10 protein-coding genes are annotated in these 12636 nt (G+C 59.6%); 8 read left to right on the plus strand and 2 right to left on the minus strand.

Annotation, left to right across the window (positions count from 1 at the left end; genetic code table 11):
- Nucleotides 1-24 precede the first annotated feature (24 nt).
- Complete coding sequence (locus ACO9S2_RS12170; RefSeq protein ID WP_423722580.1) at nt 25-1377, minus strand: 2-dehydropantoate 2-reductase; 1353 nt, start codon at nt 1375-1377, stop codon at nt 25-27.
- Between the two features lie 275 nt (nt 1378-1652).
- On the opposite strand from ACO9S2_RS12170, the gene ACO9S2_RS12175 reads away from it, so the two are divergent.
- On the plus strand, nt 1653-2387 hold the full coding sequence (locus tag ACO9S2_RS12175; RefSeq protein ID WP_423722581.1) for an SIR2 family NAD-dependent protein deacylase: 735 nt from the start codon (nt 1653-1655) through the stop codon (nt 2385-2387).
- Here the strand turns inward: ACO9S2_RS12175 and ACO9S2_RS12180 are convergent.
- Nucleotides 2370-3086, minus strand: a complete 717-nt coding sequence (locus ACO9S2_RS12180; protein ID WP_423722583.1) for an HAD-IA family hydrolase — start codon at nt 3084-3086, stop codon at nt 2370-2372. The two genes, ACO9S2_RS12175 and ACO9S2_RS12180, sit on opposite strands and share 18 nt — an antisense overlap.
- A gap of 149 nt (nt 3087-3235) precedes the next feature.
- Between ACO9S2_RS12180 and ACO9S2_RS12185 the strand changes: the two genes are divergently transcribed.
- The 7 genes from ACO9S2_RS12185 to dnaK all read left to right on the plus strand — a co-directional run bounded on the left by ACO9S2_RS12185 (nt 3236) and on the right by dnaK (nt 12629).
- Complete coding sequence (locus ACO9S2_RS12185; protein WP_423722585.1) at nt 3236-4363, plus strand: response regulator; 1128 nt, start codon at nt 3236-3238, stop codon at nt 4361-4363.
- Nucleotides 4364-4643: 280 nt separating this feature from the next.
- On the plus strand, nt 4644-7427 hold the full coding sequence (locus ACO9S2_RS12190) for a valine--tRNA ligase (RefSeq protein WP_423722587.1): 2784 nt from the start codon (nt 4644-4646) through the stop codon (nt 7425-7427).
- Between the two features lie 3 nt (nt 7428-7430).
- The gene (gene nadC / locus ACO9S2_RS12195; protein ID WP_423722588.1) at nt 7431-8312 is read left to right on the plus strand and encodes a carboxylating nicotinate-nucleotide diphosphorylase; all 882 of its coding nucleotides are present in this window, start codon (nt 7431-7433) and stop codon (nt 8310-8312) included.
- Between the two features lie 3 nt (nt 8313-8315).
- Nucleotides 8316-9155 carry a biotin--[acetyl-CoA-carboxylase] ligase gene (locus ACO9S2_RS12200; RefSeq protein ID WP_423722590.1) on the plus strand — a complete coding sequence of 280 codons (840 nt, stop codon included), beginning with the start codon at nt 8316-8318 and terminating at the stop codon, nt 9153-9155.
- Nucleotides 9156-9192: 37 nt separating this feature from the next.
- Complete coding sequence (locus ACO9S2_RS12205) at nt 9193-9981, plus strand: type III pantothenate kinase (RefSeq protein WP_423722592.1); 789 nt, start codon at nt 9193-9195, stop codon at nt 9979-9981.
- A gap of 100 nt (nt 9982-10081) precedes the next feature.
- Nucleotides 10082-10654 carry a nucleotide exchange factor GrpE gene (gene grpE, locus ACO9S2_RS12210; protein WP_423722595.1) on the plus strand — a complete coding sequence of 191 codons (573 nt, stop codon included), beginning with the start codon at nt 10082-10084 and terminating at the stop codon, nt 10652-10654.
- A 49-nt stretch (nt 10655-10703) separates the two neighbouring features.
- Nucleotides 10704-12629 carry a molecular chaperone DnaK gene (gene dnaK / locus ACO9S2_RS12215; RefSeq protein WP_423722597.1) on the plus strand — a complete coding sequence of 642 codons (1926 nt, stop codon included), beginning with the start codon at nt 10704-10706 and terminating at the stop codon, nt 12627-12629.
- Nucleotides 12630-12636 lie beyond the last annotated feature (7 nt).

The raw sequence follows: 12636 nt of genomic DNA on the forward strand, positions 1-12636 counted from the left end.
CTGGCGGACCTTTTCAACATCCTGCTAGCAATTGGTTCTTTCTTCAGCCGGCGGCCGGGTATCTTTGCCTGACCCGACACGCACTTCAATCCGTCCCACGCCCTTCACGTTGGCGCAGTGATCGCCCAGTCCCGGCGTGATAAGCCGATAGGGACCGCCCCTTCCTTCCGGCAGCGGCTCGCCGTTGAGTTCGTAGAGCAGCAGCCCGAAGTCGCGGGCCTGCTGCAAGGTGAGGGTCGCCGCATATTTGCCGTCCAACGAATGAAACGTGACATGATCGGCCTTGATGCCCAGGGCCGGCACATCGAGCAAGCCCTTCACCTTGATCGCCTTCCCCATCATCCCCGGCATGACGGTGCTCACATCCTGCACATGATACTCGCCGGGCAACTGCTGCATCGCCGCACGATCGAATGCGACGGGCTGCACGACCGATCCGTCGATTCGCACGACACCGGGGCCCGTCTTTTCCTTTTCCGTAATCGTCTTGATCATCGCCGTCAATGCCTCATTCACCGGTGTCGGCACTCCCAACTCACGCCCCAGGCGGACAATGTACCCGTTCAAGTAGTCGATCTCGGTCGGGCGGCCCGCCTTCCAATCGTCGTACATGGAGGTATGGATGTCGCGGATCTCCTGCGTCCAGCGCACGACCTTCTCCGCCATGTCCGGCGACAGCGGCACCTTGACCGATGCCGCGACCGCCGCGACTTCCTGGACGATCTGATGAATGACGCGCAGCATCTCCGGATGCTCCAGCGTCTTCGCCACCTTGTCGTCGACGATCACGGTGAGGGGGTTGAAGACGCAGTTCCAGCACATCTTCTCCCATTTGCTTTTCCGCACGTCGTCCGTGAGCTGGCAGGGAATCCCCGCCTGTTTAAAAATCTCCGCGATCGCGAGGAGGCGGGGGCTCTTGTGTCCCATCAATTCGCCGATGGCGACCGCACCTTTTTTGTAGTGATCGATCACGCCGGGTGCGGCAATCTTGGAATAGATGAAGGCCACGCCGCCGACGACACAATCCCGCTGCAGTCTGGCGATCAGACGATCTTCCGTATCGACTCCGTTTTGCAAGGTCAGAATCACAGTCTGGTCCGTGAGCACCGGATCAAGTTGCCCCATGACCTCGTCCAGATCGTAGGCCTTCACCGAGAGAATGATGAGATCGGGCTTGGGCAATTCGCGAGGATCGGACGCAGCCGGCGGATGAACAGTAAAGGTGCCGCTCGCGCTGCGAATCGTCAATCCGTTCTGCTTCACCGCGGCCAGCGTCTTGGGCCGCAGCAGGAACGACACATTGGGATTATTCTTCGCCAGGTGCGCCCCGAAAAACCCGCCTACCGACCCGGCCCCGACCATCAGAATGTTTTCCATCGCCTTACTCCTCTTGAACAGCCCACGGGAAAACCCGGTTGATCTCTGAAGCATTCACGGATATCTACAACTAAAATGCCCCCGAACCACCTCACAGGATGCTCACAATGGCCGTCCAGCAAGGCCGTCGCAAGTGAAGGACCGAGGCGTACCTTCTGGGGTACGTTGAGGGTCTGAACGATGCGAGAACGCCGCTGGCGGACCTTTTCAGCATCCTGTACTGTAAATGAGGCCGTACTATAGCAGGCCGCTGAAGTAGGATAAAATACCTCGCCATGAGCCCGGAAGAATTATCAGAAGCCCGATCGCGCGTGGCTACCGCACAAGCCATCACAATCCTGACCGGCGCCGGCATCTCTGCCGACAGTGGCGTGCCGACCTTTCGCGGGGCCGACGGCTTGTGGCGGAATTATCGAGCGGAAGACCTGGCGACGCCGGAAGCGTTTCAGCGGGACCCGCGACTCGTCTGGGAATGGTACAACTGGCGGCGGGAATTGATCGCGACGAAACGGCCCAATCCTGCTCATCATGCCGTTGCGGCATTGGAGGCCCGCCTTCCCGATTTCTGGCTCATCACGCAGAACGTGGACGGGCTGCACCGCGCAGCGGGGTCGCACAAGCTGTCGGAGATTCACGGCAACATCTGGATGGTACGCTGCACGGCATGCGGCACCGTAGCGGAGAACCACCAGATCCCTCTGCCGCTTCTACCGTCCTGTGATCGCTGCCGGGGACTTCTGCGTCCGCACATCGTCTGGTTCGGCGAATCGTTAGACCAGGAGGACTTGGCCCGCTGCGCCAAAGCGTTGCAGGACTGTGATGTTCTGATTGTGATCGGGACGTCGGGCGTGGTCTATCCCGCAGCCGGGTTTGCTTCGGTCGCGAAAGAGGCCGGGGCGTTCGTCATTGAAGTGAATCCGGACCCGACGCCGCAATCGGATCTCGTGGACATCGCCTTGCGCGGGCACGCCAAAGACCTGGTGCCGAATTTGTTAGAGACGGGCGAGTAGCGGCAGGAGCTGATCCAGCGAGCTGATGCGGTGAATGCCCGGCGCTGCTTCGGCCGGCGAACGATCGATCAGCACGCTCGTCAGGCCCGCCTTCGCGGCCCCTTCCACATCTTCTCTCAAACTGTCGCCGACATGGACGGCTTCTTCGGGATCGACGGCGTGCTTCTCCAACGCGAGCTGAAAAATCTTCGGCGCCGGCTTGGCCGCCTGCGACAGGCTCGAAATCGTCACGGTATCGAAATACCGTTCGATGCCCAGTCCGCGCAGCACGGGAAATAACCGCGAGTCGAAATTCGAGATGATGCCCAGCTCCATCCCCCGTGCTTTCAGTGTGCCCAGGACATGCTCGGTCTCCGGATACAGCGTCCAGGTCGCAGGATCTGCAAAGACCTCAAAGACCTCCTCAAAAAACTCATCGAATCCCTCGAACATCCCGACCCGATAAAACACATTGTGGACGATATCGAACCACCAGAGCCGCTCGCTTTGTTTAAGCGCCGTCGGTTCCGTGGTCGCAAAGATCGCAGGCGGCGCGTCCTTAAAGGCCCGGCTGAACGCCTGCTTGATCGCCAGCAGCGAATTTGGCGTCTGCTTGAACCCGTGCTGAACGGCATAGTGCTGATAGATCTCCGCAACCGATCCCCTGATATGGAATAGGGTGTCCGCCGCATCGAAAAAAATGACCTGATGAGTCTGCACCGTCACCTCTCCCTTGTACCATCATCGTTCGCGCCGGATTGTACGGCCCGGGAACAGCCTAGTCAAAAGAAGCACAAATCCGGTTTTTTTTGGACAAGGAGCACCGTCGATGATAGGTTCGCGATACTTCAATAAAATTGGAGGGTTTCGTGGCTTCTTCCATTTTTGTCGTCGATAGCAGTCCTGCCGTCAGGCGGATGGTCGAAGAGATCTCAGCTCCGGAGGGCTTCGATGTCCAGGGGTTTCAAGACGGCCCTGCGGCTCTTGAAGCCGCCCGACGGAACAATCCTTCCCTCATCATCGCCGACTACCATCTCGACAGCATGACCTTTTCAGGATTTTGCAAAGAAATCCACAAGCTGGATAACCTGACCGACACCTATCTGGTGTCGCTCATCAACTCCGCCGACCGGCCTGACGAGAGCCACCTTCGCTCCCTGGGCGTGAAGACCTTTTTGAAAAAGCCGTTCCAGGCTGAAGACCTGCTCGCCATCATCGCGCTCATCCAGCAGACGCAACAGAGACAGACCAACCGCCGTGGCCTCAAGCGCCGCGTCTGGCCGCCGGATTCCACCTCGACGGACCTGACCGAGGAGGATGCGGTGATGGATCTGATTGACATCCCCAACGGGGAGGAGACCCTTGCCATGGATCATCCAGCCGACTCGATGAGCGCGCCGACCGTCACGAAATCATCGCCCGCTCCGGAAGACGCCATGTCCGGCCTCTTCAGCCAGATCCTGACCTCCATGACCGAGCGCACGGAGAAGCGGATCGCCGCTCTCCTCCCGCAAGCTATTGAACGGGAGCTGACCGCCCGGATTCACTCCGTCGTCAAGACGGAACTCGACGGACAGCTGGGGGATATCCTCTCCAGGGAGCAACTGACATCCATCATCCAACCGTTGCTGGGCCGGGAACTCCCCCCCCTGCTGAAGAACGAGCTGACCGCCAGCGAACCGCTGATCCGCGAAACCGTTTCCGAACTCGCCGCCGCCTCGATCAAGAAGCGCCTTGATGACTCCATCCGCGAGCAGGTTGACGCCAGCGTGAAACAGCAGCTTCCCGGGGCGATGCGGGAACACCTGGGGACGATCGATCAACTGGTGAAGGAAGAAATCAGGCAGGCAACGCTCAAGCAGACTCCGCTCATCGCCGACGACATCGTAAGGACGACCGCGGAGCAGGCGGTTGAACAGGCTATACAACGAATCGTTCCCGAACTCGCCGAACAACACATCAGGGCGGAACTCAACCGCCTCACGGCGGCCGAGTAAGCCCTTACCCTACTCCGCGTTTAGCTCTTTTTCGTGGTGCGCTTGCCGCCGCGCCGTGCCTTGGCCAGCGCCTTGACCCGCTTCACGTTCTTCTGATGTTTCTTTCTCGTTTTCCGATCTTTCTCGCGTCCTCTCGCCATGATCGCTCCCTTGGGGTGAAAGAATAGACTGCGGGCGACTGTATAGCACAAGCCATGCGTCGCCACAAGCCGAGTGAAGCGGTTTCCCGCCGCCGGCAGACATGTTAAGATGCGCGCTCTTTTTTGGACGAAGGAATCACATGGCTTCCCAACTGGACAAGACCTACGAGCCGAAAGCCGTCGAAGACCGCTGGTACCAGGAATGGATCCGGCGCGGCTATTTTCAGGCCGCGCCCGACAAACCCGGCGCACCCTATTGCATCGTGATCCCGCCCCCGAACGTGACGGGATCGCTGCACGTCGGCCATGCCCTCAATAATTCCCTGCAAGATATTCTGATCCGCTGGCGGCGCATGCAAGGCCGCAACGTGCTCTGGATGCCGGGCACCGATCATGCCGGCATCGCCACGCAAAACGTCGTTGAAAAGCAGCTCATGCAGGAAGGCGCGTCGCGCGAATCCCTGGGACGCGAGGCCTTTCTTGAACGGGTCTGGAAGTGGAAAGCCCAATCCGGCGGAACCATCATCCAACAGTTGAAACGGCTCGGCGCCTCCTGCGATTGGAGCCGCGAACGATTCACGATGGACGAAGGCCTCTCGAAAGCCGTCCTGGAAGTCTTCGTCAGGCTGTATGAGGATGGCCTGATCTATCGAGGCGAACGGCTCATCAACTGGTGCCCGCGCTGCCTGACCGCCCTCTCCGACATCGAGGTTGAGCACGAAGACATCAAGGGCAAGCTCTATTCGATCGAATACCCCCTCGCTGACGATCCCAATGTTCGACTAACTGTCGCCACCACACGGCCGGAAACCCTGCTCGGCGACACGGCGGTTGCTGTCCATCCGGAGGACGAGCGCTACAACCGCCTCATCGGCAAACAGGTTCGCCTGCCGCTCACGGGCCGGACGATTCCCATCGTCGGCGACGCCATCCTCGTGGACCGGGAATTCGGGACCGGGGCCGTGAAAATTACCCCGGCACACGACTTCAATGACTACGAAGCAGGCGAGCGGCACAAACTGCCCAGAATTTCCATTCTTACAGCGCGCGCAGAGATGGATGGGTTTGGTCTACACGAAGCACAAGCAGATGCCTCTCTGAACCTCGCGCTCAAACCAGTTCAAAAAGCCAGAACCATCGTAGTCGAAGCTCTAACCGAGCGTGGCTACCTGGTGAAGACCGAAGACCATAAAATGGCCATTGGTAAATGCTACCGCTGCAAGACCGTGGTCGAGCCCTATCTGTCCCCGCAATGGTTCGTCAACATCAAGCCGCTGGCGGAACCGGCGATCAAGGCCGTTGAAGAGGGCCGCATCCGCATCATTCCGGAAGGCTGGACCAACAACTATCTCGGCTGGATGCGGGACATCAAAGACTGGTGCATCTCACGCCAGATCTGGTGGGGCCACCAGATTCCCGCCTGGTACTGCACAAACTGTAACCGCGAACATATCCTGAAAACCGGACATTCAGCAGGTGCAACGGAAGAACACGGGACACTACACGAAATATCAAAGTGGAATTTTACGGTCACACAAGAAGCCAAACCGATCGTCGCCAAGTCGGCTCCCACCAAGTGTCCGGACTGTGGTGGCGAGGATTTCCTGCGCGATCCCGACGTTCTGGATACCTGGTTCTCTTCAGGCCTCTGGCCCTTCTCCACGCTCGGCTGGCCGGAACAGACTGCCGACCTCAAGACCTATTATCCGACCGCGACGCTCGTGACCGGCCTGGACATTCTCTTTTTCTGGGTCGCGCGCATGATCATGCTCGGCCTGAAATTCATGGGCGACGTGCCCTTCCGCGAGGTTTACATCCACGCCCTGGTCCGCGACGCGGAAGGGCAGAAGATGAGCAAGTCCAAAGGCAACGTCATCGATCCGTTGCACGTCATGGAACAGTTCGGCACCGACGCGCTGCGCTTCACGCTCGCCTCGATGGCCTCGCCGGGACGGGACATCAAGCTGGCCGAAGAACGGATCGAAGGCTATCGTAACTTCGCCAACAAGATCTGGAACGCCGCCCGCTTCGCCCACATGTACCTTGACGGCACGAAAGAAGCGCGCCGCCCGTCCGAGCGATCTTTCCCCGACCGCTGGATCATGAGCCGTTTGAACGACACCATCCGAGTGGTGGGCGCCGAGTTGGAAGCCTACCGATTCGATCGGGCCGCCAACGCCCTCTATCAGTTCTTCTGGCACGAGTACTGTGACTGGTATCTGGAACTCATCAAGCCGGTCTTACAGGACCCGGCCCATCCCCAGGGACCATCCACTAGACACACGCTTTCAGAAACGTTGGAAGTGTGGCTGCGCCTGTTGCATCCCTTTATGCCGTTCCTGTCCGAAGAAATCTGGCAGACCCTGCCACATGAGGGAGAGACCATCGTCCTCCGGCCCTACCCCGCCGCCCGGGAAGATTGGCATGACGGAGCAGCCGAAGACGCCTTCCGCCTCCTCGAACAGAGCATCGGGCTGTTGAGAACCGGGCGCGTGCTGCTGAATTATCCTCCCGGCAAGCAGATCGGGTTTTTTGTGGCGCACGACGATGAGGGTAAATCCCGGCCCCTCGATACGCTGAGAGGGGATCTGGCTCACCTCGGAAAAGGCACCCTGAGTCCGGCACCTCTCTCTCATTGGCCGACGACCAACGTGCTGCGTCTGGTGACGGAAGGGCTCACGGTGGGCATTGCGGTCGAAGGGGATGTCGATCTCAAGAAAGCGCTGGACCGCCTGCTCAAACAGATTGCCGAAGCCGACAAAGAGTCGCAGCGGGTTGAGGGAAAATTGAAGAGCGCCGATTTTGTCTCCAAGGCTCCGCCCGAGGTCATTGCCGAACATCAAGAACGGGTGCGCAGCCTCTCCCGCGACCGGGCGATGCTGGCCAACAGCGAGCAACAATTGCGCGCCATGCTGGGAGCCTGATCGATGATGCCCCTCCCTGCCGCCGAAATCCGGCGAGCCGTCCGAATCGGGTTGCACGAAGATCTCGGCGATGGCGATGTCACCACCTCCGCGCTCTTCTCCAAACGGGTCCCGGCCCATGCCTCCATCGTGGCGCAGCACTCGCTGATCGTCGCCGGTCTTTCGGCGGCCGTGCAAACCTTTCTGGCGGTCGATCCCGCTCTCACGCTGACGGTCCTCCGGCACGACGGCGAACCGGCGGAGGATGGAGAGGTCATTCTCACCATCGAAGGCGATGGCCGGTCCATCCTCCAAGCCGAGCGGGTCGCGCTGAACTTTCTGCAACACCTGTCCGGCATCGCCACCCTGACGCACAGATTCTGCCAGGCTGTCAAAGACTATCCGGTCATCATTCTGGATACCAGAAAGACGCTCCCCGGCTGGCGATCGTTGCAGAAATGGGCCGTGGCGCTCGGCGGAGGAACCAATCACCGGTACTCGCTCGGTGACGGCGTACTGATCAAAGACAACCATCTCGCCCTATTGCAAGGCGGCAAGACCTCAGTCCGCAGAGCCTGCCAGCTGGCGCATCGCAAAGCCCCGCAGGCGATGTCGCTCATCGTCGAGGTCGAAACCCTGGCGGAGGTCCGGCACGCCCTCGCGGGCAACGCCGACGTGATCCTCCTGGACAATATGACCCCGGCCATGGTCCGGCAGGCGGTCAAGCTCATCGGCCATCGCGCCCTCGTCGAAGTCTCCGGCGGGATCACCCTACAGAATATCCGCGCGATGGCGGCAGCCGGCCCCGATCGCATTTCGATCGGAGCCTTGACCCATTCGGCGCCGGCCGCCGACCTGAGTCTCGTGCTGACCCCATTGCCTCCTGCGCGCAGGCGGCGGGCCTGATCCGTGTCACCCTCTGCCCCGCTCACAGTTGAAAACATTCGCAGCACCCTCGCCACAAGGGCTCTCGGACAACAGATCCATCTGTACCGGGAACTGGCATCAACAAACTCTGAGGCCATGTCGCTGGCCCAAGCAGGCGCCGCGCACGGAACCGTCGTGGTGACAGAGAGCCAAACCGCCGGGCGGGGCCGTCATGCCCGCGTCTGGTTTTCCCCTCCCGCTGTGAATCTCTATTGTTCAATCATCGTGAGAGAGGCAGGACCTGGGCTTTCACTTTCAGAATGGCTCTCCTGGGTGCCCCTCACCGCCGCCCTTGCGATAGCCGAAACCGTGCAAGCAGTCGCGGGCCTCTCCCTCGCGCTCAAATGGCCGAACGACCTCCTGCTAAACGAATCAAAAGTGGGCGGTATTCTCTGCGAAAGCTCACTATCAGCGGCCAATGATCCGATTGTCGTGATAGGAATCGGTCTCAATGTGAACGTGCCTCGTGAATCCTTCCCCGAAGAGTTGCGCCCGATCGCCACATCACTCTGTGAAGCAACGCACCGGCCCATAGACCGGAACCGGCTCCTTGCGCAACTGTTGCTTGAACTCGAGCAGAGCCTCGACGAACTGCGATCCCATGGTCCGACTCGATTACGACAGGCCTACCAGACTCGCTGTGGAACTCTGGGCAGGCATGTGCGCGCCATTTTGGGAGCCGGACAGGAACTGCTTGGCACCGTGGAAGCGATCGGATCCGATGGCGCGCTGCAAGTGCGCCCCGTGCCGGCCTCACCTGATTCATCGTCGCCCTCCCCGCTCATCGAGGTGCGGGCCGCCGACGTGATTCATCTCCGGTGAGTAGCGAAACGGTAGCCTGCCGGGTACAATAAGCCTCATGTTACTGACCATCGACATCGGCAATACCAACGTCGTCTTGGGGATTTTTGAAGGCTCAAGCCTCCTGGCCCATTGGCGGCTGGCGACGGACCCCAAGACCACGGCGGATGAGTACGGAGTCCTCTGCCTGAACCTGCTGACACGAAGCGGACGGGTCCCCGAACAGATCACCGGCGCCATCATTTCCAGTGTCGTGCCTGCGCTGACCGGCACCTTCGAGACCATGGTCGAGACCTATTTCCACCGCACGCCGCTGGTCGTCTCAGCCGACATGGATATGGGCCTCACGCTCAAATACACGAATCCAAAAGAAATCGGCAGCGACCGCATCGTGAACGCCGCCGCGGCCTTTCACAAATATCGCCGCGACCTGATCATTGTCGATTTCGGCACAGCCACGACCTTTTGCGCCGTCACAAAGGACGGGGCCTATCTCGGTGGAGTGATTGCCCCGGGCCTGGGCATCTCAGCCGAAGCCCTCTTTGCGCGCGCCGCCAAATTGAGCAAAGTCGAACTCGCCAGACCCAAAACCGTCATCGGGACCGATACTGCCGGCAGCATTCAATCCGGACTCCTCTTCGGTTATGCCGGATTGGTCGATGCACTCGTCCGGCGGATGGAGCAGGAACTGGGCCGACCATCCTACGTCATCGCCACAGGCGGTCTCGCTTCTGTGATCGCTCCGGAGACGACGTCGATCCAGAAAATCGAACCCCTCTTGACCCTTGAAGGGCTTGAACTCTTGTACCGGCGGGCCCACGGAAACATTCCGACTACCTGGACCTGACCAGCCAATTCTTATCCCTCTCATTTTTCTCAGAAATTTGTTTTGCCCCCGTTGACTTCCATCCCTCTATGGATATCTCCAGGGCTGTAGAGGAGTAATGATGAGCCAAGAACAAGACAACACTAATACAATCGAGGACTTAGACAAAGGTTCTTCAACGTCAGGTGAATCAGGCACTGCAACGCAGGATTCCCTGGCTGCCAAAATAGAAGAATGTCAGGCGCTCAATGAAAAGTATCTCCGGCTGGCCGCCGAGTTTGAAAACTATAAGCGGCTGGCGCAGCGCGATCAGCGGGAGCAGATCAAATTCGGCAACGAACAGCTGCTGAAGGAACTGTTGCCGGTGGTCGACAACATGGAACGGGCGATCAAAGCCGCCCGCGACAGTGGCGGGAGTGCCGCATTGGTCCAGGGCGTGGATCTCACCCTGAAGCAATTGGCCGGCGCTCTCACGAAGTTTGGCGTGCAAGCCGTCGAGACCGTCGGGCAAGCCTTCGATCCGAATACGCATCAAGCGGTTTCGCATGTCCCGTCCGACAGCGTCCCCCCCGATCACGTGGTGGACGAGTTCCAGAAAGGCTATCGCCTGCACGACAGAATTCTGCGTGCCGCCATGGTCAGCGTGTCGTCAGGTCCGGCGAATACGGACGAACAGAGTTCCGCCACGAACTAACAGATTGATCTCAGTCAGTCGCTGATATCGGGAAGGAAGGAGTCTATCCATGGGTAAAGTCATCGGCATCGATCTTGGAACCACCAATTCATGCGTCGCCATTATGAGCGGCGGCGATCCTGTGGTCATCGCCAACGCGGAAGGCAGCCGCACCACCCCTTCCATCGTCGGCATCACGGAGAAAGCGGAGCGCCTCGTCGGCCAGATCGCGAAGCGTCAGGCCATCACCAACCCTGAAAATACGATTTTCTCAGTCAAGCGTCTCATGGGCCGCAAGTTCAAAAGCCCGCAAGTGCAGGAAGCCATGAAGCGCCTCCCATACAAGGTCGTGGAAGCCGACAACGGCGATGCACACGTCCAGATCCGCGGGAAGAGCTACAGTCCGCCGGAAGTCTCCGCCATGATCTTGCAGAAGATGCGGCAGACCGCGGAAGATTATCTGGGCGAAAAGGTCACGGAAGCGGTCATTACCGTCCCGGCCTATTTCGACGACAGCCAGCGCCAGGCGACGAAAGATGCGGGCCAGATCGCGGGACTGAACGTCCTGCGCATCATCAACGAGCCCACGGCGGCCTCACTGGCCTATGGACTCGACAAGAAAAAAGACGAGCGGATCGTCGTGTATGACCTTGGCGGCGGTACCTTCGACGTTTCCATTCTCGAAATCGGCGAAGGCGTCTTCGAAGTGAAATCGACCAACGGCGATACCTATCTCGGCGGCGACGACTTCGATCTCCGCGTGATGGACTGGCTCGTCGATGAATTCAAGAAAGATCAGGGCATCGACCTCAAGAAAGACCGGATGGCCTTGCAGCGGCTCAAGGAAGCGGCGGAACGCGCCAAGATCGAACTGTCCTCCTCGCAGGAAACTGAAATCAATCTGCCGTTCATCACGGCCGATGCCAGCGGCCCGAAACACCTGGTCACCAAGCTGACCAGGGCGAAGCTGGAACAATTGGTGGACGACTTGATCCAACGCACCATCGAGCCCTGCCGGAAGGCCTTGGCCGATGCCGGCGTCACCGCCAAAGACATCCAGGAGGTCGTGCTCGTCGGCGGCATGACCCGTATGCCGAAGGTGATCCAGGTTGTGAAGGAGTTCTTCGGGAAGGAACCGCATCGGGGCGTGAACCCGGACGAAGTCGTCGCCATCGGCGCAGGCATTCAGGGCGGCGTGCTCAAGGGTGAAGTGAAGGACGTGCTCCTGCTGGACGTTACCCCGCTCTCGCTGGGTATCGAAACCCTCGGCGGCGTCTTCACGAAGCTGATCGAGCGCAACACGACCGTCCCGACCAAGAAGAGCCAGGTGTTCTCCACAGCGGCCGATAACCAGACCGCCGTGACGATCCGGGTCTTCCAGGGCGAACGGGAAATGGCCAACGACAACAAGCTCCTCGGCCAGTTCGATCTCGTCGGCATTCCTCCGGCACCGCGCGGGATGCCCCAGGTCGAAGTGACGTTCGATATCGACGCCAACGGCATCGTGCATGTCTCGGCCAAGGATCTGGCGACGCAGAAAGAGCAGTCGATCAAGATCACCGCCTCCAGCGGTCTCAGCAAGGAAGAAGTCGAAAAACTGGTCCGGGACGCCCAGTCGCACACGGAAGAGGACAAGAAGCGGCGCAAGCTGGCCGAAGCCAAGAACCAGGCGGATAACTTGGTGTACCAGACCGAGAAAAATCTGACTGAGTATGGCGACAAGGTCGATCCGGACGAAAAGACAAAGATTCAGGACGCGGTGGCGGCGGTAAAGAAGGCCCTTGAGGGCACCGATGCCGACGCGATTGAATCGGCCACCCAAACCCTGATGACCGCCTCGCACAAGCTGGCCGAAGAGATGTATAAGAAGGCGGCGGCCAGTGCGACCCCGGGGGCCGGAGCTGATGCCACAAATGCCCATGCCGGCGGTGAGACGAAGACAGACGAAAAAGTCGTGGATGCAGAGTTCGAAGAAGTAGATAAAGAGAAGAAGTAGTTTAGAA

This window comes from Nitrospira sp. NS4, from assembly GCF_049546785.1.
Taxonomy (GTDB): Bacteria; Nitrospirota; Nitrospiria; order Nitrospirales; family Nitrospiraceae; genus Nitrospira_D.

Excerpts from the sequence above, each read along its gene's own strand:
- ACO9S2_RS12170 (WP_423722580.1), bottom strand. The coding sequence starts at position 1,377 with ATGGAAAACATTCTGATGGTCGGGGCCGGGTCGGTAGGCGGGTTTTTC.
- ACO9S2_RS12175 (WP_423722581.1), top strand. The coding sequence starts at position 1,653 with ATGAGCCCGGAAGAATTATCAGAAGCCCGATCGCGCGTGGCTACCGCA.
- ACO9S2_RS12190 (WP_423722587.1), top strand. The coding sequence starts at position 4,644 with ATGGCTTCCCAACTGGACAAGACCTACGAGCCGAAAGCCGTCGAAGAC.
- nadC (WP_423722588.1), top strand. The coding sequence starts at position 7,431 with ATGATGCCCCTCCCTGCCGCCGAAATCCGGCGAGCCGTCCGAATCGGG.
- ACO9S2_RS12205 (WP_423722592.1), top strand. The coding sequence starts at position 9,193 with ATGTTACTGACCATCGACATCGGCAATACCAACGTCGTCTTGGGGATT.
- grpE (WP_423722595.1), top strand. The coding sequence starts at position 10,082 with ATGAGCCAAGAACAAGACAACACTAATACAATCGAGGACTTAGACAAA.
- dnaK (WP_423722597.1), top strand. The coding sequence starts at position 10,704 with ATGGGTAAAGTCATCGGCATCGATCTTGGAACCACCAATTCATGCGTC.